Here is a 22,242-nt window from a genome sequence, read left to right on the forward strand (position 1 = left end):
GCCTTAGACCACCGCGGCGAGCTTGAAGATCGGCAGGTACATGGCGATCACCATGCTGCCGACGATCACGCCGAGGATCACCACGATGATCGGCTCGATCAGGCTCGCCAGCGCGTCCACCGCGTTGTTGACTTCCTGCTCGTAGAACTCGGCGACCTTGTACAGCATCGCATCGAGCGCACCGGCTTCCTCGCCGATCGCGGTCATCTGGATGACCATGTGCGGGAACAGCCCGGTCTGCTTCATCGCCATGTTGACCGGGTAGCCGACCGAGACGTCGTCGCGGACGCGCTTCACCGCGCTTTCGTACACGGTGTTGCCGGTGGCGCCGGCGACCGAGTCCAGCGCCTCGACCAGCGGCACGCCGGCGGCGAAGGTCACGGCCAGGGTGCGCGCGAAACGCGCCAGCGCCGCCTCGTGCATGATCTTCCCGATCACCGGGATGCGCAGGATCATCCGGTCGAGGAAGTGCGAGAACCGCTGCGATCGCTTCTTGAAGAAAATGAAGGTCACGATGGTGCCGCCCACGATCAGCAGCAACAGCCACCAGTAGCCCACCATGAAGCGGCTGATGCCGACGATGAACTGGGTGAAGGCGGGCAGGTCGGCGCCGAAGCCCCTGAACACTTCCTCGAACTGCGGCACCACGAAGATCAGCAGGATCGCGCTGACCAGGATCGCCGCGGCGATGACCATCGCGGGATAGAACAGCGCCTTCTTGATCTTGCCCTTCAGGGCCTCGATGTTTTCCTTGTAGGTGGCGATGGTGTCGAGCACGGTGTCGAGCACGCCCGCCGATTCGCCGGCCTTGACCAGGTTGCGGTACAGCTCGTCGAACTGCACCGGGTGCTTGGACAGCGCTTCATAGATCGAGGAACCGCCCTCGATGTCGCCGCGCAGGGTGTTGATCAGGTCCTTGAACTTCGGGTTCTTCTGCCCGCCGGCGATGATCTCGAGCGAGGACACGATCGGCACGCCGGATTTCATCATCGTCGCCAGCTGGCGGCTGAAGAAGGTGATGTCCTTGGCCGAGATGCTGCGGCCGGCGCTGCCGAACAGCGGCTTGCCCTTGGGCTTGACCACGGTCGGGGTGATGCCCTGACGGCGCAGTTCGGCGCGGATCAGGTTGGCGTTCTTGCCGGGCTGCTCGCCCTTCATCTTCACGCCGCGCTTGTCGGTGCCTTCCCAGACGAAGATCGGCGTCGGTTCGGCGCGGCGGGCGGCGGTCTTGGCGGCGGTACGGGTCACGGCCATGGGTTCAATCCTTGGTGACGCGGTTGATTTCGGCGAGGCTGGTCACGCCGTTCCTGACCTTGAGCAAGGCGGACTCGCGCAGGTCGCGGACACCGGATGCCCGGGCGGATTCGGTCAGCTGCTGGACGTTGCCGCCGGCGAGGATGATTTCCTGGATCTCGTCGGTCATCGGCATCACCTGGTAGATGCCGGTGCGGCCCTTGTAGCCGTCGGTGCAATCCTGGCAGCCGACCGCGTCGTACAGGGTCAGGCCGGCATGGATCTCGTCCGCGGTGAAGCCTTCGGCGAGCAGCGCGTGCTCGGGCAACTGCACCGGGCGCTTGCAGTCGTGCAGGCGGCGGGCGAGGCGCTGGGCGATGACCAGGCTCACCGACGAAGTGATGTTGAACGGCGCCACGCCCATGTTCATCAGGCGCGCGATGGTCTGCGGCGCGTCGTTGGTATGCAGCGTGGACAGCACCATGTGGCCGGTCTGCGCCGCCTTGACCGCGATTTCCGCGGTCTCGAGGTCGCGGATCTCGCCGACCATGATCACGTCCGGGTCCTGGCGCAGGAAGCTGCGCAGCGCGGCGGCGAAGGTCATGCCGCGCTTCACGTTCATCTGCACCTGGTTGATGCCGGAGACGCGGATTTCGACCGGGTCCTCGACCGTGGAGATGTTGCGTTCCTCGTCGTTGAGGATGTTGAGCGCGGTGTAAAGCGACACGGTCTTGCCCGAGCCGGTGGGGCCGGTGACCAGCACCATGCCGTAGGGCTTCTTGATCGCGTCGAGGAACAGCTGTTTCTGGTCGTCCTCGTAGCCGAGCTTGTCGATGCCGAGCTTGGCCGCGCCGGCGTCGAGGATGCGCAGCACGATCTTCTCGCCGAACAGGGTCGGCAGGGTGCTGACGCGGAAGTCGATCTGCTTGCTCTTGCTCAGGTTGAGCTTGATGCGGCCGTCCTGCGGCACGCGCTTCTCGGCGATGTCCAGCTGCGCCATCACCTTCAGGCGCGCGGCGATGCGCGAATGCAGCTTCACCGGCACGCGCGCGATCTGCTTGAGGATGCCGTCGATGCGCACCCGCACCCGGTATTCGGTTTCGTAGGGTTCGAAGTGGATGTCGGAGGCGCCCTTGCGGATTGCGTCCACCAGCACCTTGTTGACGAACTTCACCACCGGGGTGTCGTCGCCCTTGGCGTCGACGCCGGCTTCGGAACTCAGGTCGTCGTCGCCGCCGCTGACCTCGAGGCCTTCGAGTCCCTCGGAATCGCCCATCGCGTCGTTGAGCGCGTCGGCGGTTTCCAGCCAGCTGTCGATGGTGCGGCGGATCTTCTCGTCGTCGACGAGGATCGCCTCGACGGTGAGGTTGGTGTGGAACTTGATCTCGTCCAGCGCGCGGGTGTTGGTCGGGTCGCTCAGGCCCACGAACAGCCGGCCGCCGCGCTTGAACATCGGCAGCACGGCGTGCTGGCGCACCAGCTCCTCGCGCACCAGCTTGATCGCGGACTGCGCCGGGTCGAGGGTGCCGACGTCGAAGATCGGCATGCCGAACTCGATCGAGTTCGCCGCGGCCAGCGCGGCCGAGGTCACCAGTTTCTTTTCCAGCAGGTAGCCGGCGACCGGGCGCTTCTCCTGGCTGGCGATATCGAGCGCCTCGCGCGCGGACGCCTCGTCCAGATTGCCGTCCAGCACCAGGCGCCGGGCGATGCCGGTGATGCCCACCAGGTTCGCGCTTGCGACGGTCGCCATCGACCCCAGCCTCTTCAGACTCCCCTTCCGGACTTTACCGCAAACCCGTGCGGCGCGAACACAATCTGCCCGGCAGGGCCTGTTTCCGGCTAGTCTCTGCCGGGGGAACAGGCGATGGGTGCGATGGACGTCACAGTGGTGTTGCCGGCCAGGAACGAAGTCGAGGGGTTGCAGCGCACGTTGCCGGCCCTGCGCGCGGCCTTGCCCGGGGCCGAGGTCATCGTCGTCGACGACGGTTCCACCGATGCCACCGCCGAGGTGGCCGCCGCGCACGGTGCGCGGGTGCTCGCCAATCCCTACGCCATGGGCAACGGCGCCGCGATCAAGCGCGGGGCGCGGGCCGCGGGCGGCGAGGTCATCGTGTTCATGGACGCCGACGGCCAGCACGACCCGGCCTGCATCGCGCAACTGCTGGCCAAGCTGGGCGAAGGCTTCGACATGGCGGTCGGCGCGCGCGGCCGCGACGGCCAGGCCAACGCCGGCCGCGGCCTCGCCAACGCGCTCTACAACCGGCTCGCCAGCTGGATGACCGGGCACGAGGTGCTCGACCTCACCTCCGGCTTCCGCGCGGTCCGCGCGGATCGCTTCCGCGAGTTCCTGCACCTGTTGCCCAACGGTTTCAGCTATCCCACCACCAGCACCATGGCCTTCTTCCGCAGCGCCTATCCGGTCGCCTACGTTCCGGTGCCGGTGGCGCGCAGGTTGGGCACCAGCAGCCACATCCGCCCGCTCAAGGACGGCATCCGCTTCCTGCTGATCATCTTCAAGATCGCCACGCTGTATTCGCCGGTGAAGCTGTTCGCGCCCGCGGCGCTGGCGTTCTTCCTCACCGGCCTCGGCTACTACGCCTGGACCTTTTTCCACGACCACCGCTTCACCAACATGAGCATGCTGCTGTTCAGCGCCTCGGTGATCGTGTTCCTGATCGGGCTGGTGTCGGAGCAGATCACGGCGCTGACGTATCGGCGCGATGCCTGACGCAAGGCGTCCCGGTGCAGCGGACGCGCGTCCGCGCCTGCTGGTGCTCGCGTCCACCTATCCGCGCTGGCCGGGCGACCCGGAGCCGGGCTTCGTGCACGAGCTGGCGAAACGCCTTGCGGATCGTTTCCGCGTGATCGCCCTGGTGCCGCACGCGCCCGGCGCGAAGCGGCGCGAATGCATGGATGGCGTCGATGTCGTGCGCTACCGCTATGCGCCGCGGCGCATGGAAACCCTGGTCAACGACGGCGGCATCGTCACCAACCTGCGCCGCGCGAAATGGAAGCTGCTGCTGGTCCCGGCGTTCGTGCTCGCGCAGGCGTGGGCCACGTGGCGACTGCTGCGTCGCGAGCGCATCGATGTCGTCCACGCGCACTGGTTGTTGCCGCAGGGCCTGGTCGCGGCCTTGCTGCAATCGCTGCCGGGGCGCAAGGTTCCGTTCGTGGTCACTTCGCACGGTGCCGACTTGTACGCGCTGCGCGGCAAGGCGCTCGACGCGCTGAAGCGCTTCGTCGTCGCGCGCGCCGCGTCCGTCACCGTGGTCAGCAGTGCGATGCTCGACCGGCTCGCCGCGATCGGCGCCGATGCGGGCAAGGTCTCGGTGCTGTCGATGGGGGTCGACCTCGCGCAGCGTTTCGCGCCGGATCCGTCGGTACCGCGTTCCGACCGCGAGCTGCTGTTCGTCGGGCGCCTGGTCGAAAAGAAAGGGCTTCGCCACCTGCTCGATGCGATGCCCGCGGTCCTGCGCGCGCATCCGGATGCGCGCCTCGTGGTCGCCGGTTTCGGCCCGGAGGAGGGCGCGCTGCGGGAACAGGCGCGCAGCCTTGGCCTGGAACATGCAGTGCGTTTCCTCGGCGCGGTGCCGCAGGCGGAACTGCCGTCGCTGTACCGGCGCGCGGCGCTGTTCGTGGCGCCTTTCGTGCGCGCCGAATCCGGCGACGAGGAAGGCCTGGGGCTGGTGCTGGTGGAAGCGATCGGCTGCGGTTGCCCGGTCGTGGTCGGCAACGTGGCGGCGATGGGCGAGGTGTTCGGCGCGGAACTGCCCACGGTCGCGGTCGATGCGCGCGATGCGCAGGCCCTGGCCGCGCGCATCGGCGCCGCGCTGGACGATCCCGACGCCCGCCGCGATTCCGCGGAAAGGCTGCGTGCCACCGTGGTCGGCAGGTTCGGCTGGGAACGCGTCGCCGATGCCTACGCGGGGTTGCTGTCGCGCGCGCGGGGCGCGGCATGAAGATCGACAGGCGCAATCCGGCGCACTGGCTGTTGCTCGCCGGTTTCTGGCTGCAGTCGGCGTTGGGCATCGCGCTGCGCCCGTTGCTGCGTTCGCGCGGAACCATCGTGCTGTACGGGCACAAGCTCAACGGCAACCTGCTGGCGCTGCATCGCTACATGCACGCGAATTCCGGCCTCGGGTTGCGCCCGGTGTTCCTGTCGATGGATCGCGATTACCTGCGCGAACTGCAAGCGCAGGGCATCGATGCCTGCTGGGCCGGCGGCCCCGGCTGCGCCGCGTTGCTGGCGCGCGCGGAAGCGCTGGTGAGCGACCACGGCCTGCATACGCTCGGGCCGTGGCGCGGCGTTTACCGCAAGTTCGGGCTGCGTTTCTTCGATGTCTGGCACGGCTTCGGCTTCAAGGGTTTCGATGCCGACGACTACCGCACGCTGCGTCGCTACGACGAGGTCTGGGTCGCCTCGGAAACGCAGCGCGAGCAATACATTCGCATGGCCGAGTTCGATCCCGCCATCGTCCGGCCCACCGGTTACGGCCGGACCGATGCGCTGGTGAAGCGCAGTCTCGATGCCGACGCGGTGAAGCGCAGCCTGGGGCTGGATCCGGACACCTGCGGCAAGCTGGTGTTGTTCGCGCCGACCTGGCAACAGGACGACCCGACGCGCAGCATGTTCCCGTTCGGGATGTCGGCCGGCGGTTTCCTCGATGCGCTTGAAGGTTTCGCGCAGTCGATGCGGGCCACGGTGCTGTTGCGCGCGCACCTCAACACTGCGCTGGAGGGCGGCGGCGGGCGCTCGTGCGTGGTGCAGGTTCCCTTCGCGCGGTTCCCGGATACCGAGGCGATCCTGTTCGCCTGCGATGCGCTGGTGTGCGATTGGTCCTCGATCGCGTTCGATTACCTGGTGCTCGACCGACCCACGTTTTTCCTCGACGTGCCGGCGCCGTTCGCCAAGGGGCATTCGCTCGGGCCCGAATGCAGGTTCGGCCCGGTCGTGCCGGGGATGGATGCGTTGCTGGAAGGTTTGCGGAACGCGCTGGCCGATCCGCAAGGTTACTGGTCGGCGCACGGGCAAGCGCACCTGTCGACGAAGGACTACGTCTGGGGCGCTTACGCGGATGGCAACGCGACCCGCCGTTACGTCGAGCGGCTGCTGAGTTTCCGCGAACACTGACCGGCGCGAACCGCCGGCGACCTTCGCCAGCGGTCAGATGCGGATGTCGATGACTTCCCCGGTCGCGGGCGACATGCACGCCGACAAGGTGGCATGGGCCACCGATTCCGCGCTGAGCAGCATCTCGGCGGGTTCGACGCCGAAGTTCTCGGTCCGCATGGGCGTCGCGGTGCGTTCCGGGTTGATCGCGTTGATGCGAACGTTGAACGGCAGGAATTCCTCGCTCAAGGCCTGTGTCAGGTTGACCACCGCGGCCTTCGTCGCCGAATAGATGCTGTACCGCGCGCGGCCGCGCGTGTAGGAACTGGAAGTGAACAAGGCGATGCTGCCGCCTGTTCCGCGCATGGACTCGAACGCCTCGCGCGCGACGACGATGCTCCCGCGCAGGTTGGTCGAAAGCTGTTCGTCGATGGTCGCGTAATCCTGTCCTGTGATCAGCCCGGTGCGCAGGATGCCTGCGGTCGCGATCACCGAGTCGATGCGCCCGAACCGTTCGCGTGCATCGCGCAATGTGGCGCGAACCGCGTTTTCGTCGGAGATGTCGACGCCGCTGCCGCGCGAAGCCGCGACCACGTTGGCGCCGGCCGCAGCGGCGATGTCGTGGATGCTCTTGCCGATGCCGCGGCTCGCGCCGAAGACGACGATGGTCTTGCCCGACAGGTCGAGGTTGGCGGTGCCATCGACGCGCCGTGAACGCAGCTGGAAGATCCGGTCCGCGAGATAGATGTCGGACGGATAGGTGATCTTGATGTTGTTGACGTCGCCGGCGACGACTTCGACCGGGCCGAGGCCGAAATGAAGGATGAGCCCGCAATCGTCGGTGACCTTGAGATTTGATTCCCGCGCTGCCAAGGCGTGCGCCTTGCGCAATACGCCGGAACGGAACGCCTGCGGCGTCTGCCCGAGGCGCAACCGCGACCGGTCGGGAATGTCCGCGATTGTGGAATCCTCGCTCACACGGATGATCGTGTCGCTGGCGGGAATCGCGGTGTCCACCGCATCGCCGCGGCCGAGCGCCTGCAGGCAGCGGTCGATGGTTCCATGGTCGAGCAGCGGCCGCACCGCGTCGTGCACGAGGATTTTGTGGTCGTCGCCCGGCACGGCGGCGATGCCCGCCGCGGAACTCTGTTGCCGGGTTTCCCCGCCGATGACGATGCGCGAGACCTTCCCGTAGCCGGCGCGGACGCACGCCTCCTCGATGGTGCTTTTGTGTTCCCGCGAGGTGACCACGATGATTTCATCGATGCCGGGATGCGTTTCGAAGCAGGCCAGCGTGTGTTCCAGCACGCTTTTGCCTGCGAGTTTCATGAGTTGCTTCGGCGTGTCGGACCGGAACCTGGACCCGGTGCCGGATGCCAGGACGATGGCGACGTTCCTTTGCTGTTCTTTCATGCGTCTTGCCCGTTGTTCGACATCGTCTGGGCCGTTGGCGAATCGGCCCTCGTGTCGAGGATGACGGAGGAAAAATGCATTGTGGGCCGTTTCGACGGCGGGTGCGGGGTCATATAGTCGTTCCCATAGAAGACCCGCAACACGCCATCCGGGTTGCGGGGCGCGGAAAACTCGGCGCCTTCGAAAACGATCCTGCCCGTCGGGTAGATGTCTTCCCTCCGGAAGATCCGCGTCCACCTCACGTCGAAGCCGTAGCCGGGGTTGCCCTTGCCCGATTCCCGGAACCGGCCGTGGATCAGGCATTTCCTCGCGAACGCGCGCCAGTATTTGACCGGCGTTTCGGCTGTGAGCAGGGGCGAGAACAGCTGGAGGAATCCGTGCAGGGCAAGCCCGATCCCGCGGAAGCGCCCGCCGCGGGGCGGAACGTGGATCTTGATCAGGACGAGATAAATGAACTTCGCGAGGCGCTCCAGCGTGAGGGCGGGTTGCGAAGCATGGAAGTCGTCGGCGGGGAAAACGTCGATGAAAACGCCGCGACCTTCGTGAACTGCGCTTGGCGTCTGGGCGATCCGGCTATATCGATCCCGGATTCGGCACGGCACGCTGTAGTCGCTGTCGCTGGAACTTGTCGTGGCTTCGAGTTCGAGATCGCTGGGTAACTCGGTTTTCGCCATCTCGATGAAGCGGTCGAAGTCGCGCCGCGGCATGACGATGTCCACGTCGTCGTCCCACGGGATGAATCCCTTGTGGCGAACGGCGCCGAGCAGGGTGCCGCCGTCGAGCCAGTAGTCGATGCCATGCTTTCCGCAAAGATGATCGACGATCTTCATGATGCGGAGTTCGATGAGTTGCACGGAACGCAAGGCGGTTTCGCCAGCGTGCCTCTCGTCGGGGAACAGGGCGCTGCAGCTTTTCTGGTCGAACTGCATGCGTGATCAGCGAGAGCTGTCGATCGACTTCACGAACTCGCGCGCGATTTCCAGATCCGCCGCTGTGTCGATTTCGCGGAGATCGAGAACCGCGGCATTCAACGGAATGCTTTCTTCCAGCTTTTCGTAGACATAGCCCGTTGCGTTGTCGAGCATCCGTGCCGGGCCGGCAACAACATTCGCCCACTCGAATTTGCGCCCGGGTTCGCGAGTGAAGGACTTGATGAGCTTTTCGCCCTGGGATGTTTCACCCTGGTCGAGGTCGACGTTCACCGGGTTTTCGCTCAGGCTCGGCGCAATCGCGGCGAGGATTCCGGTCGTTCCGGCCTTGCCGATGAATTCCCGCATGGAATCTGGGGCAATGATGAGGTCGCCGTCCAGGAACAACGTTTTTCCTTCGAGACCCTGCGCCCCGAGCGCCATGCTCTGCACGGTGTTGGTCGTGCGGTAATCGGGATTCCTGACGATCACGACCCGGCGATGGAGCTTGGAACACAGGTTGATGATCAGTTCTTCGCGATAGCCGACGACGACGTGGATACGATCCACGTGTTCTTCCAGCGTTCCGATCAAGCGGCTCAGGAGCGTCTGCCCGCCAAGTTCAAGCATGCATTTCGGCAAGCCATGGCCGAGCCTGGAGCCCAGTCCCGCGGCGGCGATTACAGCGTGTTCAACAGCTTGCACAGGGCATCCCCGTCATGGACCACGAAATTTGATTCGGCAATCGCGGCCGGCATCGGGCTGTGGGTTCCCCCGAACGCGATTGCCGTGTCGGCAGCCCTGAACATCGGTACGTCGTTGGAGCCGTCGCCGATGGCAATGACGCGGTCGAAACCGCGGTTGCGGATGCTCTTGACCGCTTCGCCCTTGTCGAGGATATGTCGAAGGCTGATCACGCCGTTCTTGGCGGTGGCCAGCGATGTATGCCCTCCACACCCGATTCGTTCGATAAGTTGGTTTACCCAGATATCCAGGTTGCCCGTGACGACGAAGCATTGGTCCGGCCTGGACTGGATGAATGCCGAGAGCCTTGGGTCGACCTGAATGTCATTGATGATGCCGTGCACGGTTTGCAGCGGTACTTGCCCGAGGATGGCGACGCGCAAGCGCAACGACTCCTCGAACGTGAGCAATCCTTCCATGGTGATGCGGGTCAACGTGGCGATTTCTTCCGAGATCCCCAGCTCCGCGGCAATGCACGGCAGGATTTCGACAGTGGTGAGCGTTCCGTCGAGATCGAAGCAGTAAGCGGTACGGTTCATGCCCGCTCCAGGACGATCCATCGCTGGATGGTTTCCGCCCGGTTGTTCAATTCCGCATCGTAGACATCGCCTTGGTCCACGATCCGGAAACCCGATGCGAACAGCGTGTCGGTCATGTAGTCCTCAAGCTCGCGTTGCGTCCGATAAATCGCGTTGTAGCTCTGCTCGAGCTCATCGGAGAAGTGTTCCTTGATGGTAAGGCGTTCGAGGATTCCGACGGGTTCCCGCATCACGATCCGGCATTTTCCCGATGCGACGGAGGCCATGCAGCGGTATGCGCTCGCAACGTCCTCGTCATTGAGGTAGATCATGACCCCGCAGCACAAGATGCGATCGAAGGGCTGTGATTCGTCGAGTTCCGATAGCGAATAATTTTCGGCGGGCGCCACCGAAAATCTCAAGTCCGCGGTTTCCGGATGCGCAGCCCGTGCGTGGCCGATCAGTTCGGCGCTGAAGTCGATGCCGTGGTAGTAGGCGGAATTGCCGGCGAGTTCCTCGGTCCAGCGTCCGGTGCCGCAACCCACGTCGAGAACGCGCAGGGTACTGTTCAACTGCAAGATGGGAAGCAGGCGAGCCTTTTCCGCTGCATCGCGTTTTTCCGCCAGATCCGGGTGCTTGTCCTGGTAGATGACGGCGCGCGTCAAGCCGACGCTTTCGGCCTTTTGCGCCCGTTCCTGGAAAAATTTGGCCACGCTGTCCTTGTCGATGCGTGGTTTCGATTCTTCGTCAGCTTTGGAAAATATCCGGGTCACGATGGCCTGCTTTATTGGGCTTCGGTTGTGCCATGAAGTGAATCGATGCTCTGGACGCCGATATTCACGACTTCCTGGCAGCCGCGCAACGACGCCTCCTTGTGCGCGATCACCACGATCGTCTTGCTGCCCGACAGGCTGCGGATCGCCTCGTTCAGCGCTTCCTCGGTCTGCGCATCCAGCGCACTGGTCGCCTCGTCGAGGAACAACACCGGCGGATCGCGGTACAGCGCCCGCGCGATGCCCACGCGTTGGCGCTGCCCGCCCGACAGGCGGATGCCGCGGTCGCCGACATCCGTTGCGTAGCCGTTCGGCAACTCGTTCGCCACGAAATCGTGGATCTGCGCCGCGCGCGCCGCGCGTTCCACCGCCTGCATGTCGATCCTGTCGCGCGGCACCCCGAAGGCGATGTTCTCCGCCACGCTCGCATCGGCCAGGAAAATGTGCTGCGGCACGTAACCGATCGCGCGCTGCCACGCCGCCACGTTGCCCGCATCCACCGCCACGCCATCCACGCTCAACGTTCCCGCTTCCGGACGCAACAGGCCCAGCAACAGGTCCATCAAGGTGCTCTTGCCCGCGCCGCTGCGCCCGGCGATGCCGATGCTGGCGTTGGCCGGGATCGCGAGGTCGAAGCCGTCGAACACCGGCTTGTCCGGCGCGGACGGATACGCGTAGCGGATGCCCTGCAGGCGGATTTCCCGTTGCGGCGCGAGCAGCGCATCGCCGCTCGCCGCCGGCTCGTCGGGCAGCGCGAGGTCGCGATGGATCGATTCGAGCGCGGCCGACGACACGCGCAGTTTGGCGAAACCGCGGTACATCACCTGCGCCGCGGGCAGCATGCGATACGCGGCGAAACCGTACAGGCCCAGCGCCGGCAGCACGTGGGCGATGTCGTTCGAACGCAGCAGCAGCACCAGCGCGACCACGATCAGCATGCTGTAGCCGGTGGCTTCCACCAGGTACAGCGGCGACTGGCTGAGCGTGTCGTTGGTGGCCATGTGCCGGGAGAACAGCCGCGACGCCTTTTCGAACTGTGCCTGGTAGGCCGCGGCCGAGTGCGTGATCTTGACGTCCTTGATGCCGGAAAGCGCCTCGCTCGCGGCCTGGTAGCGCCTGCCGTTCGCCGCCTGCCGTTCGAGCCCGATCCGCGCCAGCCGCTTGCGCACCAGTCCGTAGATCGCGCCGTAGAGCAGGCCGAGCACCAGCACGATGCCGATGGCGGTGGCCGGGTCGTAGAGGAAGATCAGCAAGGCCATCGCCAGCACGATGGCGCCCTGTGCGAACAACTGCGACAGCGGCTGGATCAGCTCGAACAGCAGCTGGTCGACCTCGGACAGCAGGTTCTTGCCGAGGATCGAGGAATTGCGGGTGAGGAAGAATTCGTAGGGCTGGCGCAGGTAGCGCGACAGCAGGCGCGCGCTGATCGAATGCCGTTCCATGTGCACGAAGCGGTTCAGCGCGTGCAGGGTGACGGTCTTGAACAGCGAGGACGCGACCACGATCGCGATCGAGGCGAGGCCCAGCGCGAGGATGAAGCCGCGTTCGTCGCGGAAGTGCCAGTGCGCGTACGCCGCCTGCAGGAACGGGTTCTCGTGGATCACCGCCGGGCGGCCGAGCACCGACAGGAAGGGCATGATCGACAGCACGCCGAGGGTCTCGGCCAGCGCCATCAGCACCACCAGCAGCAGCATCCACGCCGCCTTGCGCCGCTCGGCGGGGGTCAGGATGTCGCGGATTTTCGCGAGGTCACGCAGCATCCGCGCCCCGGCATTGGGGACGTCGCGCGCAGCCGCGCACCGGGCCTTCGAAAATCGCGATGTGCTCGCCAGTGTCCACGCGTTCCCCGGGGCAAGGATGCCCGCGCCTGATTCTAGTCGCCGCGGCCGGCCGCGGGACCGGCGGCGGGGTTGCGCTTCGCCATCCGCGCCTCGAGGTCGCGCGCGGCCTGCTCGTATTGCCCGGGAATGCCCATGCCGCGGAGCGCTGCGATCTGCCCGCGCGCCTCGTCGTCCTTGTCGAGCGCGATCAGCAGCTTCGCCAGGTTGATGCGGTATTGCGCGTTGTTCGGGGACAGGGCGACCGACTTGCGCCACGCGAATTCGCCGAACGACGGCTGCCCGAGCACGTTGAGCGTGTAATTGCCGAACACGTTCAGCACCTCGGCGTTGTCGCCGCGGCCCATGGCGGTGGCGAACATCGCCATCATCCGCGACGGCGGGAAGTCGCACAGCTTCGAGACCGCGCAGCGGGTCAGCGCGTTCATCGCGCCGAGTTCCTGCGGGCCGATGGGATCGGTCGCCAGCCGATGGTCGATTTCGTCCCACCACGCGTCGTCCACCGGGCCGTGGGTGCGCGCGGCGAGCAGGATCAGGCCCTGCGCCGGCAGGATGCCGCTGTCCGGAAGCCGGTGCGCGCGTTCGAGCGCGGCGAAGGCGGCCCTGGTCGCGGCCGAATCGCGCGTGCCGTCCGAGAGCGTGGCCATCGTCTGCCCGAGCTGGTAGACGGTGCGCGGCGACGCCGGGTGCCGGCTCATCTCGCTGATGGCGAAGCGCACGGGATCCTTCCACTCCAGCGCGCGCAGGCAGGTGGTCATGCCGAGGAACAGCAGCCAGGACACCGCGAGCAACGCGCCGATGCGGCGCACGCTGGCGCGTTGCGGCGACAGCAGCAGGAAGTCGGCGACGGCGAGGCAGATGCCGAGCGAGGCGAAGTAGTTGCGGTGTTCGAACACCAGTTCCAGCGGCACCACGGTCGCGGTCAGCAACTGCGCGCAGAAGAACCAGGCGATGCCGAGCGCGACCAGCGGGCGCCGCTTGCGCAGCGCGAAGGCGATGGCCGCGAATGCCGCCAGCGCGACGAAGGCGAAGGTGGTGGCCGGCGGATTCCACCAGCCGCGCGAGATGGCGATGTCGTCGTGGTACAGGCCGAACTGGCGCAGCGACGGAAACACGCTCCAGCGCACGTAATCGAGCACCACCCGGCCTTCGGTGAGCAGGCGCTCGACCAGGGTGAAATCGCGGCGCGCGAACGCATGCGGCGCCAGCGCCCGCGACAGCAGCCACGCCGATCCGAGCATCGCCGGCAGCACCAGCACGATCCCGAAGAAACCGAGCAGGCGGCGGTCGCGCGCGCCGCGGGCATCGCGGAAGCCGAACAGGCACAGTTCGATGCAGGCCGCGTACAGCGGCAGCAGCGCCGCCGATTCCTTGCACAACGCGCCGAGCGCGGTGCCGCCGACGACGCCGATGAGGATGCGCCAGCCGCCGCCGGCGTCGCCCGCGAGTTGCCGCTGCCGGCCGAGCAGGTACAGCCACAGCCCGGCGAACACGAACGCGTGGCAGAGGCTTTCCATGCGCTGCACCACGAACAGCACCGCCATCAGGTTGATCGGGTGAAGCGCCCAGGCCGCGGCCGCGAAGCGCGCGGTCCATTCGCGGCGGCGCGCGTCGATCGCCGGCACCGCCAGCGCCAGCAGCGTGCGCAGCAGGCACAGCACGAGGCAGGCGTTGAGCGCGTGGATGGCGATGTTGGTCAGCTTCATCGGCACCGGGTCGAGGCCGGTGGCGAGGTGGTTGAGCGCGAAGGTCGCCATCGCCAGCGGCCGGTGGCCGACGCCGGCATTGGAGGAGAACAACGCCGCCATCCACGCGTGCCGGTCCCAGTTGGTGACGTGCAGCGCGGCGTTGTCGACGATGTTGGGGAAATCGTCGAACGCGAAGCCGCCGCCGCGGCCGGGCAGGTACACGGCGGCGATGGCGAGCACCAGCAGCAGGAACGGCCAGGCCGGGCGCAACGTGGAAACCTTCAATGCGTGCTCCCTGCCGCTTGCGAGGCGAGGTCCTCGCGCATCTTGCGCCGCAGTTCGGCGAATTCGTTGGACCAATAGCCTTGTCGTTCGAGCACCCACTGGTGCAAGCGCGGCATGTTCCAGCCCGTCGCCTGCTTGCGCAGCGGCGCGATCGCATCGTAATGATCGAGCAGGGCCAGCCCTTCGGCCGGATGGCCGCTGGAGGCGAGCAGCGCCGATTCCTGCGCGGCCGCGTCGGGCGCGGGCCACGCGTCGAGCGCGGTGCGGAATTCGCGCAAGGCCGTCGCCGCATCGCCGCGCGCCAGCGCGATGCGGCCCAGCACCGCGTGCAGGTCCTGCCGGCGGCCGGGCATGGCGGCCATGCGCGGATTGGCGAGCGCGGCGCGGGTCCAGCGTTCCACCGTCGCCACGTCGACGCCCTTGCAGCCGCCGGACTGCACCAGGTCCAGCACGTCGCCCAGCCAGCGATAGGCGAGCTGGTCGCCTTCGCTCGCGTTGCGCAGCGCCTCGGTGGCCGCGTCCACCTTGGCCGGCGCCGGGCCGCGTAGCTCGCAACTGGCGCTGATGTAGTTGAGCGCAAGTTGCAGGTCGTGGGGCCGCTGCCGCCAGGGTTCCGACAGCACGGTCATGGCCAGCGCGGGCTTGCCGGCGTGCAGGTCGAACAAGGCCTGGGTGGCGATGGCGCGCGAGGAACCCGGGTTCAGCGCCAGCCACAGCCCGGCCATGCGCGGCTGGTCGGCCCACAGCGAGGCGCGCATCCAGGTGGTGCCGCCGAGCAGGGCCAGCAGCACCGCGGCGATGAGCCAGCGCACCGGCGGTTCCACCCGCCATCGCGCCACCGCGCGCGCCAGCGGCCAGCCCAGCAGCAGCGCCGGCAGGTAGTTGCGGTGTTCGAAATACAGTTCCAGCGGGATCGTGGTCGATTCCAGCAGGTGCCCGGCGAAGAAGAACAGCAGCGCCGCCGCGAGCGCGGGCGCGCGCCGCCGCAACGCGAATCCGGCGACGACCAGCGCCAGCACCGCGAGCAGCGCGGGCAGGGTCGAGGCCGGGTGCAGCCAATCGCGCGACCACGCGTAACCGTCGTTGTACACGCCGTTGGACAACACCCGCGGCACCAGCAGCAGGCGCAGGTAATCGAGCAGCACGCCGGGCTCGGTGAGCACGCGCTGGCCGATGGTCCACGGCCGCGATTGCAGCGGTTGCGACCAGTGCGCGAGCTTCGACAGCACGTAGGCGGACAGCAGCAGGCTCGGCAACACCAGCAACGCGAAACGCAGGCGCTTCGCCAGCGGCGTTTCGCCGTCGCGCCGGTACACCGTCGCGTCCAGTACCCACGCCAGCAGCGGCAGCAACGCGCCGTTGGCCTTGCACAGCATCGCCAGCAGCGTGCCGAAGCCGATTCCGCACAGCATCCACGCCGTGCCCGCGCGCGGCGAACGCGCGAGCAGCGCGCGGCCGTGGCCCCAGGCCAGCAGCCCGGGCAGGATGCAGGTCGCCGCGAGCATCGCCTCGCGCTGGACGATGTACAGCGTGGTGGAGACGAACAGCGGATGCAGCGCCCACAGGCCCGCGCCGAGCAGCGCCGCGGCGTCGTTGCGGCGCGAAGCGCCGTCGAGTTGTTTGCCGAGCTGGCGCAGCAGCGCGAACAGCAGCGCGGTGTTGGCGAGGTGCAGCAGCACGTTGGTGCGCAGGAACGGCCGCGGATCCGCGGGCCAGTCGTTGGCGTCCAGCAGGAAACTCAGCATCGCCAGCGGCCGGCCGGTGGGATCGGCGCTGCCGGAGGTGAGGTAGCGCCAGAACGCCGCCCAGTCGTCCACGCGCCCGCTGGCGCCGAGCTTGTCGAGGTTGACGAAATCGTCGAACAGGAATCCGCCGGCCAGCCCCGGGTGGTAGGCGAACCAGGCCAGCAACAGCAACGCGCCGAGACCGAGCCACGTCATCGTTGCAGCGTTGCGGTTCGGGGTCGTCGGCATGCAGGAAAACGAAGGGGCCGCAAGCGCGGCCCCCGGATGGTAACGAATCGCGGGCGCGGTCCGTCAGTGGCGGCAGACCGTCGGCACCCACTTGTCCTTGAGCGCGGTGCTGGACTTGTTGCACACCCATTCGATGCTGCCGGCGTGGGTGATGGGCGAGAACACCAGCGCCTGGCCGTCGATGACCTTGTTGGCCTTCTTGTCGGTCGCGCTGTAGTGCGCGGTGATGATGCCGCCGCTGCCGACGCCGACCGAGACGACGTAGCTGCCCTGGATCGAGGGGGCATCCGACAGGCCGTAGGACTTGTTGGTGCCGTTGGCGAAGCGGCCGTAGTTGTTCTGGAACTCGCCGACCGCGGTCTTGATGCCGTCGGCCAGCGAGGAACCTTCCGCGACCTGCGCACGGATCACGTAGTCCTGGTACTGGCTGATGGCGATGGCGGCGAGGATGGCGATGATCGCCACCACGATCATCAGCTCGATCAAGGTGAAGCCGCGCTGCGTGTTCATTCCGTTTCCCCTGGTGATGGCGTGGCCACGGATCCATGGCCGGTGAGTCCCCTACGCCATGGATGAACGCAAGCCGCGTGCCATCCCCGGACACGCGTGACCGGCGTCACGCTTGGGGTCCGGGGCAAAAAGAAAGGCCGCCTTGCGGCGGCCTTCCGGTACTGCGTGGCGCTGTCGCTTAGTTGCGGCAGATCGTCGGGCGGTACTTGCTCAGGACCGAAGACTGGTTCTTGCAGTTCCATTCGATCGAACCGGCATGGGTCACCGGCGAGAACACCAGCGTGGTGTTGTCAATCTTGGTGTTGGCCTTCTTCGGCGAGGTGCTGCTGAAATGCGCGGTGATCTGGCCCTTGCCGTTGACGCCGACCGAGGCGACGTAGCTGCCCTGGATCGAGGCGGCATCCGCCAGGCCGTAGGACTTGTTGCTGCCGTTGGCGAAGCGGCCGTAGTTGTTCTGGAACTCGGCGACCGCGGTCTTGATGCCGTCGGCCAGCGAGGAACCTTCCGAGACCTGCGAACGGATCACGTAGTCCTGGTACTGGCTGATGGCGATGGCGGCGAGGATCGCGATGATCGCAACGACGATCATCAGTTCGATCAGGGTGAAGCCTTGCATCTTCTTCATGGTGTATCCCCTAGGGTGGTTTTTCGGAATCCACATGCCCCACCGCCAGCTAGCCGGTCCGTGGGTCCCCGTGCGAAAGGGCACGTGCATGGTACTGAACGCAGGAGCCATGCCAAGCCGGACAGAACCGGAGGAATGCGATGGTGGTCACGTTCCAGGCACGACGAGCTCAATGGTAGCGCGACAACTGACGCTTCGCGTCACTTTCGGGCGGGTCAGGTTTGGCCGGAGCCGATGTCGCGGGTGGCTCCGGTGATGTGGAAGCATCCGCCGGATCGAGGCCCGCCTCGCGCAATGCGGTTCCCAGTGCAGGCGCCAGTGCCGCCGCGAACGTCGCGGTGATGTGCTGCTTGTCGCGATAGGCGATGGTTCCATCGCGCAGCACGTCGCAACGGCCACCCGGGCAGACGTCGTCGTCCATGTCGATCGTCTTCACCGCGGGATGCTTCGCCGCACCGCGGGCGATGGCCTGACGGATCATGTCCAGCTTGGCATTGCCGGCCGGCGCGTTGCACGGCGCGGGCGTCGGCAGCCAGCGCGCGCGCCATTGCCGCCGCGCGAGGCAGGCAGGCCCGTCGAACGGCAACAGCGGCGTCGGCTGGAAGATGCCGATATGGCGGCTGGCGCCATCCAGCGCATCGAGCATGTCGCGGGTGCCTTCCATCCATTCCTTCGACGTGAACTCGTAGGCGGAGGAAGAGCCGAGCAGCACGATGTCCGGCTTGAGTTCGTGCAGCAGCGCGATCGCGTCGTGCCGCCAGCGGTCGCATTCGACGTAGACCCGGCCGATCCGCGCGTAGAAGAAGCTCCGCTCGATCATCGGGCAGGAGGATTTCGTCAGCACCAGCACCTTCCAGCCCGGCCGCTGGAAATGCGTGGCGACCGCGGGAAACCACTGGCCCGCGACGCTGTCGCCGAACAGCACCGCCGTGTGCGGCGCGTTCTCCGGCCCGAAGAAACACGAGCGTACGCGCGCGGTCTGGTACCACTCGTCGCAGCCGTAGGCGTAGATCTCCGAAAGATCGCTCCGGGCCTGCAGCACGCGCGCCTGTTCCCCGTGCCTGGCCCATGCCTGCGCCGATCGGTTCCAGGTGAACGCGCCGATCGCGGTGCATGCCATCAACGCCAGCCCGACCACGATCACCATCCACGGGCGCGCGCGCAGGTAACGGGCATGGCGCAGCGGCGATTCGATCAACGCCGACGAGGCGAACGCGAGCAACAGCGAAATCGCGACGAGGCCGGCGACCTGCCACGGATTGTCGCCATCCACCAGGGTGAGCCCGAGCAGCAGGATCGGCCAATGCCACAGGTACCAGGCGTACGAAACACGCCCGATCGCCTGCAACGGCGGCAATGCGAGCACGCGGGCGACTTGTCGCGGACCCTCCGCGCCCGCGAGCACCGCGGCGGTTCCCAGCGAAGGCAGCAGTGCCCACAGGCCCGGGTACGGCGTGTGCGCATCCAGCAGCAGGGCCGAGGCCAGGATCGCCGCCAGGCCCAACCATCCGCCTGCCGACCGGATTCGCGCGAGTCGTGCCGGCATCGGTTCGGCGATGCGCGCCATCGACAGGAACACCAGCCCGCCCAGCGCGAATTGCCAGGCCCGCGAGAACACCATGTAGAAACCGAGTTGCGGCGAGGTGTAGGTCAGGGATGCCGACAGCAGCACGCACAGGACCACGGTCGCGCCCAAGCCCCGGCGCAGGCGCGCGTCGTCGAAATGCTTGCCCTGCCAATGCCATGCGCCCAGCAGGAACAACATCAACACCGGCCACAACAGGTAGAACTGTTCCTCCACGCCGAGCGACCAGGTGTGCAGGAACAGGTTGGTTTCGGCCGAAGGCCCGAAGTAATCCAGCTTCGACAGCGCGAAGTAGATGTTGCTTGTCCACGTGGCCGCGGCGGCGGCGGCATCGGTCTGGGCAAGTTGCTCGAAGGGCGCCAGCAGGAAAATCGCGGCGACGATCGTGCAGGCGATCGTGAGCAGCAGCGCGGGCAGCAGGCGCTGCAGGCGCCTGGCGTAGAAAGTGGCGAGCCCGAGCCGGCCGCTCGACTGGATCTCCTTGTACAGCAGCCCGCTGATCAGGTAGCCGGACAGCACGAAGAAGACGTCCACGCCCACGAAGCCGCCGGCGAGCCACGGAACGCCTGCGTGCGCGGCCACCACCAGCGCGATGGCCACGGCCCGCAATCCTTCCACGTCCGGGCGGAAGGCAAGCCGCTCCTGCGCATGCCCGCGCCGCGCCGATCGCGGGCGCAACCAATCGAATCGCACGATGTGTCCCCCGGTCCGGCAATGGCGCGCGGGCGGTATTTCCCTCAGCCGACCGCGCTTCGCGGCATCAGTCTATGCCCAGCTTCTTCAGCTTGCAGCGCAGCGCGCGGAAGGCTCGGTTCGTCGTGCATCTGCATCCCCCGGTGTGCGGTATCGCAATGACGCCGTCAGGTCCCTTGCAGTTTTTCGCGGATGGCGCGCAGTTCCTTCGCCACGATCAGGTCCTTGTCGCGCCCCAGCGCCTCCTTGGCGGCGATGAGGTCGTCTAGGCCGATCGCGCGAAGGCGGCGGCCGAACAATTCGATTTCGACCGCATCGCGGGCCACGCGCGCGTAGTCGCCCACGCCGGTGATATTGCCGAGCAGGTCGAGCGCGCCCCAATCGGTGCCCAGGTACAGGTTGTCCAGCGCGGCGCCCGGCGCGGGCTCGTCGAGGAACGACCGGCGCGGCATCGAAAGGCGATGTTGCGGATGCAGGTCGCGGAATGCCTCGCGCAGTTTCCCGATGTTGCCCGGGGTCAGCACCGCGCAAACATCCACGTCGCGGGTCAACAAAGTGGAGCCGTGCAGCATCGCGGCGTAGCCGCCGACCAGCACGAACTCGATGCCGGTCTCATCCAGCCGTTGCAGCAGGCGTTGCAGGTCGCTCATGCAGGGCGTGTCCGGCGCGTTCCAGGGCCAGCGCCAGGTCCAGCGCATCCTGATGCTGCAGGGCGCGCCGCTCGTGGCTCAGGCGCAGGTTGTCTTCCAGCAGGCCGATGTCGATGCCGGCACGCAGGGCATCTTCGATGGCGCCGACCGGGGGGGCGGTGTCGCGGGGCATAGCCGGATGCTACTCCATCCCGGCATGGTCATCGTTCGGCTTCGCGCCGCGACGGCGGCGGCATCAATCGATGCCCAGCTTCTTCAGCTTGTAGCGCAGCGCGCGGAAGGTGATGCCCAGCGCGGCCGCGGTGCGGGTCTTGTTGTAGCGGTTTTCCTGCAGCGCCTGCTGGATCGCGTCGCGTTCCATCTGCTCGATGAATTCCGGCAGGCGGCTGCTGGCGGTATCGAACGGATTGAGCTGGCGCGGATCGGTGGTCGGCGCGGGAATGGTGGTCGCGGGCGGTGTGACCGCGCGCGGCGCCGAGGCCGCGGCCGCGGCATTGGGCAGGTGCAGGTCGGCGACGGAGATGCGGTCGCCATCGGCCATGGCCATGGCCCGTTCCAGCACATTCTCCAGTTCGCGCACGTTGCCGGGGAACGGATAGGCGTGCAGCGCGGCCAGCGCGTCCGCTTCCAGTTGCGGCGGCGTGCGTCCCTGCGCCCCGGCCAGCCGCGCGAGGATGTCGCCGGCGAGCTGGTCGAGGTCGCCGCCGCGCTCGCGCAACGGGGGCACCGGCAATTCGATCACGTTGATGCGGTAGTACAGGTCGTGGCGGAAGCGTCCGTCGGCGACCAGCGCGGCGAGGTCCTTGTGGGTGGCCGACAGCAGGCGCGCGTCCACCGGCACTTCGGCCTGGGCGCCGACCGGGCGTACCGATTTCTCCTGGATCGCGCGCAGCAGCTTGACCTGCATCGGCAGCGGCAGTTCGGCGATTTCGTCGAGGAACAGGGTTCCGCCCTCGGCGGCCTGGAACAGGCCGGTCTTGTCGGCATGCGCGCCGGTGAAGCTGCCCTTCTTGTGGCCGAAGAATTCGCTTTCCATCAGCTCGGCCGGGATCGCGCCGCAGTTGACCGGCACGAACGGCCCGGCGGCGCGCCCGCTCTCGGCATGGATGGTGCGCGCGACCAGTTCCTTGCCGGTGCCGGATTCGCCGGTGATGTGCACCGGCGCCTGGCTGCGCGCGACCTTGGCGATGGTCCGGCGCAAGGCCTGCATCGGCTCGGAATCGCCGCCGAGGCTATCCAGCCCGTAGCGGCCGCGGGCGCGGGCGTCGTCGCTGCGGCGCAGTTCGCCCAGTTCCAGCGCCTGCCGCACCAGCCCGCGCAGCACGTTGAGGTCCACCGGCTTGCTGACGAAATCGAAGGCGCCGGCCTTGAGCGCCTCGACCGCCGCTTCCTGGTTGCCGTGCGCGGTGATCATCGCCACCGGGGTTTCGGGATGGTGCGCGGCCAGTTCCTGGATCAGCTCCATGCCCGATCCGTCGGGCAGGCGCATGTCGGTCAGGCACAGGTCGAAATGGTCCCTGGCCAGCATCGCGCGCGCGGCGGCGACGGTTGCGGCGGTCTCGGTGCGCAGGCCCATGCGGCCAAGGGTCAGGACGAGGAGTTCACGGATATCCCGTTCGTCGTCGACGATCAGGGCGGAGCGGGGGTTCTCGGCCATGCGGGAACGATAAACCAATCTTCCGCTTGGACGCCATTG

At 67.0% G+C, this 22,242-nt stretch carries 19 protein-coding genes; 3 read left to right on the forward strand and 16 right to left on the reverse strand.

Going from position 1 to position 22,242, the window contains the following annotated elements:
• Positions 1-3: 3 nt before the first annotated feature.
• Both FNZ56_RS11770 and pilB read right to left on the reverse strand, forming a co-directional pair.
• Entirely contained in the window at positions 4-1,254 is a 1,251-nt protein-coding gene (locus FNZ56_RS11770; protein WP_143880018.1) for a type II secretion system F family protein, read from the reverse strand.
• Positions 1,255-1,258: 4 nt separating this feature from the next.
• Entirely contained in the window at positions 1,259-2,983 is a 1,725-nt protein-coding gene (gene pilB / locus FNZ56_RS11775; protein WP_143880019.1) for a type IV-A pilus assembly ATPase PilB, read from the reverse strand.
• Between the two features lie 114 nt (positions 2,984-3,097).
• Here pilB and FNZ56_RS11780 point away from each other — a divergent pair, with 114 nt between their 5' ends.
• From FNZ56_RS11780 to FNZ56_RS11790, 3 genes are read left to right on the forward strand one after another with little or no spacing between them, the layout of a single operon-like run.
• A complete protein-coding gene (locus tag FNZ56_RS11780) occupies positions 3,098-3,961 on the forward strand; it encodes a glycosyltransferase family 2 protein (protein ID WP_407070494.1) in 864 nt (287 codons plus the stop codon).
• Positions 3,954-5,192, forward strand: coding sequence for a glycosyltransferase (locus tag FNZ56_RS11785; RefSeq protein WP_143880020.1), 1,239 nt, complete (start codon positions 3,954-3,956; stop codon positions 5,190-5,192). The genes FNZ56_RS11780 and FNZ56_RS11785 overlap by 8 nt, the downstream gene beginning before the upstream one ends.
• Positions 5,189-6,364 carry a CDP-glycerol glycerophosphotransferase family protein gene (locus FNZ56_RS11790; protein WP_143880021.1) on the forward strand — a complete coding sequence of 392 codons (1,176 nt, stop codon included), beginning with the start codon at positions 5,189-5,191 and terminating at the stop codon, positions 6,362-6,364. Before FNZ56_RS11785 ends, FNZ56_RS11790 begins: the two co-directional genes overlap by 4 nt.
• A 33-nt stretch (positions 6,365-6,397) precedes the next feature.
• Here the strand turns inward: FNZ56_RS11790 and ispD are convergent, their stop codons facing one another.
• The 14 genes from ispD to FNZ56_RS11860 form a co-directional block, all read right to left on the reverse strand.
• Entirely contained in the window at positions 6,398-7,756 is a 1,359-nt protein-coding gene (ispD, locus tag FNZ56_RS11795) for a 2-C-methyl-D-erythritol 4-phosphate cytidylyltransferase (RefSeq protein WP_143880022.1), read from the reverse strand.
• Complete coding sequence (locus FNZ56_RS11800; protein WP_143880023.1) at positions 7,753-8,685, reverse strand: LicD family protein; 933 nt, start codon at positions 8,683-8,685, stop codon at positions 7,753-7,755. Before FNZ56_RS11800 ends, ispD begins: the two co-directional genes overlap by 4 nt.
• 6 nt (positions 8,686-8,691) lie before the next feature.
• Positions 8,692-9,294, reverse strand: a complete 603-nt coding sequence (locus FNZ56_RS11805) for an NTP transferase domain-containing protein (RefSeq protein ID WP_246064599.1) — start codon at positions 9,292-9,294, stop codon at positions 8,692-8,694.
• A 50-nt stretch (positions 9,295-9,344) separates the two neighbouring features.
• A complete protein-coding gene (locus FNZ56_RS11810; protein WP_143880025.1) occupies positions 9,345-9,947 on the reverse strand; it encodes an HAD-IB family phosphatase in 603 nt (200 codons plus the stop codon).
• On the reverse strand, positions 9,944-10,699 hold the full coding sequence (locus FNZ56_RS11815) for a class I SAM-dependent methyltransferase (RefSeq protein ID WP_143880026.1): 756 nt from the start codon (positions 10,697-10,699) through the stop codon (positions 9,944-9,946). The genes FNZ56_RS11810 and FNZ56_RS11815 overlap by 4 nt, the downstream gene beginning before the upstream one ends.
• Before the next feature lie 11 nt (positions 10,700-10,710).
• On the reverse strand, positions 10,711-12,459 hold the full coding sequence (locus FNZ56_RS11820) for an ABC transporter ATP-binding protein (RefSeq protein ID WP_143880027.1): 1,749 nt from the start codon (positions 12,457-12,459) through the stop codon (positions 10,711-10,713).
• Positions 12,460-12,572: 113 nt separating this feature from the next.
• Positions 12,573-14,510: a hypothetical protein gene (locus FNZ56_RS11825; protein WP_143880028.1), complete on the reverse strand. Its 1,938-nt coding sequence runs from the start codon at positions 14,508-14,510 to the stop codon at positions 12,573-12,575.
• On the reverse strand, positions 14,507-16,450 hold the full coding sequence (locus FNZ56_RS11830) for a tetratricopeptide repeat protein (RefSeq protein WP_143880029.1): 1,944 nt from the start codon (positions 16,448-16,450) through the stop codon (positions 14,507-14,509). Before FNZ56_RS11830 ends, FNZ56_RS11825 begins: the two co-directional genes overlap by 4 nt.
• A gap of 96 nt (positions 16,451-16,546) precedes the next feature.
• Positions 16,547-16,993, reverse strand: coding sequence for a pilin (locus FNZ56_RS11835; protein WP_143880030.1), 447 nt, complete (start codon positions 16,991-16,993; stop codon positions 16,547-16,549).
• Positions 16,994-17,171: 178 nt separating this feature from the next.
• Positions 17,172-17,618, reverse strand: a complete 447-nt coding sequence (locus tag FNZ56_RS11840) for a pilin (protein ID WP_143880031.1) — start codon at positions 17,616-17,618, stop codon at positions 17,172-17,174.
• A 169-nt stretch (positions 17,619-17,787) separates the two neighbouring features.
• On the reverse strand, positions 17,788-19,896 hold the full coding sequence (locus FNZ56_RS11845; protein WP_342777687.1) for an acyltransferase family protein: 2,109 nt from the start codon (positions 19,894-19,896) through the stop codon (positions 17,788-17,790).
• Positions 19,897-20,063: 167 nt separating this feature from the next.
• Complete coding sequence (locus FNZ56_RS11850) at positions 20,064-20,546, reverse strand: nucleotidyltransferase (RefSeq protein ID WP_143880033.1); 483 nt, start codon at positions 20,544-20,546, stop codon at positions 20,064-20,066.
• Positions 20,509-20,718, reverse strand: a complete 210-nt coding sequence (locus tag FNZ56_RS11855) for a hypothetical protein (RefSeq protein WP_143880034.1) — start codon at positions 20,716-20,718, stop codon at positions 20,509-20,511. Before FNZ56_RS11855 ends, FNZ56_RS11850 begins: the two co-directional genes overlap by 38 nt.
• Positions 20,719-20,781: 63 nt before the next feature.
• A complete protein-coding gene (locus tag FNZ56_RS11860) occupies positions 20,782-22,203 on the reverse strand; it encodes a sigma-54-dependent transcriptional regulator (protein ID WP_143880035.1) in 1,422 nt (473 codons plus the stop codon).
• Between the last annotated feature and the right edge of the window lie 39 nt (positions 22,204-22,242).

It is taken from the genome of Lysobacter lycopersici (genome assembly GCF_007556775.1).
Taxonomy (GTDB): domain Bacteria; phylum Pseudomonadota; class Gammaproteobacteria; order Xanthomonadales; family Xanthomonadaceae; genus Pseudoluteimonas; species Pseudoluteimonas lycopersici.

Coding starts and splice junctions, on each gene's coding strand:
- FNZ56_RS11770 (WP_143880018.1), bottom strand. CDS start 1,254: ATGGCCGTGACCCGTACCGCCGCCAAGACCGCCGCCCGCCGCGCCGAA.
- pilB (WP_143880019.1), bottom strand. CDS start 2,983: ATGGCGACCGTCGCAAGCGCGAACCTGGTGGGCATCACCGGCATCGCC.
- FNZ56_RS11780 (WP_407070494.1), top strand. CDS start 3,098: ATGGGTGCGATGGACGTCACAGTGGTGTTGCCGGCCAGGAACGAAGTC.
- FNZ56_RS11785 (WP_143880020.1), top strand. CDS start 3,954: ATGCCTGACGCAAGGCGTCCCGGTGCAGCGGACGCGCGTCCGCGCCTG.
- FNZ56_RS11790 (WP_143880021.1), top strand. CDS start 5,189: ATGAAGATCGACAGGCGCAATCCGGCGCACTGGCTGTTGCTCGCCGGT.
- ispD (WP_143880022.1), bottom strand. CDS start 7,756: ATGAAAGAACAGCAAAGGAACGTCGCCATCGTCCTGGCATCCGGCACC.
- FNZ56_RS11800 (WP_143880023.1), bottom strand. CDS start 8,685: ATGCAGTTCGACCAGAAAAGCTGCAGCGCCCTGTTCCCCGACGAGAGG.
- FNZ56_RS11805 (WP_246064599.1), bottom strand. CDS start 9,294: ATGCTTGAACTTGGCGGGCAGACGCTCCTGAGCCGCTTGATCGGAACG.
- FNZ56_RS11810 (WP_143880025.1), bottom strand. CDS start 9,947: ATGAACCGTACCGCTTACTGCTTCGATCTCGACGGAACGCTCACCACT.
- FNZ56_RS11820 (WP_143880027.1), bottom strand. CDS start 12,459: ATGCTGCGTGACCTCGCGAAAATCCGCGACATCCTGACCCCCGCCGAG.
- FNZ56_RS11830 (WP_143880029.1), bottom strand. CDS start 16,450: ATGACGTGGCTCGGTCTCGGCGCGTTGCTGTTGCTGGCCTGGTTCGCC.
- FNZ56_RS11835 (WP_143880030.1), bottom strand. CDS start 16,993: ATGAACACGCAGCGCGGCTTCACCTTGATCGAGCTGATGATCGTGGTG.
- FNZ56_RS11840 (WP_143880031.1), bottom strand. CDS start 17,618: ATGAAGAAGATGCAAGGCTTCACCCTGATCGAACTGATGATCGTCGTT.
- FNZ56_RS11850 (WP_143880033.1), bottom strand. CDS start 20,546: ATGAGCGACCTGCAACGCCTGCTGCAACGGCTGGATGAGACCGGCATC.
- FNZ56_RS11855 (WP_143880034.1), bottom strand. CDS start 20,718: ATGCCCCGCGACACCGCCCCCCCGGTCGGCGCCATCGAAGATGCCCTG.
- FNZ56_RS11860 (WP_143880035.1), bottom strand. CDS start 22,203: ATGGCCGAGAACCCCCGCTCCGCCCTGATCGTCGACGACGAACGGGAT.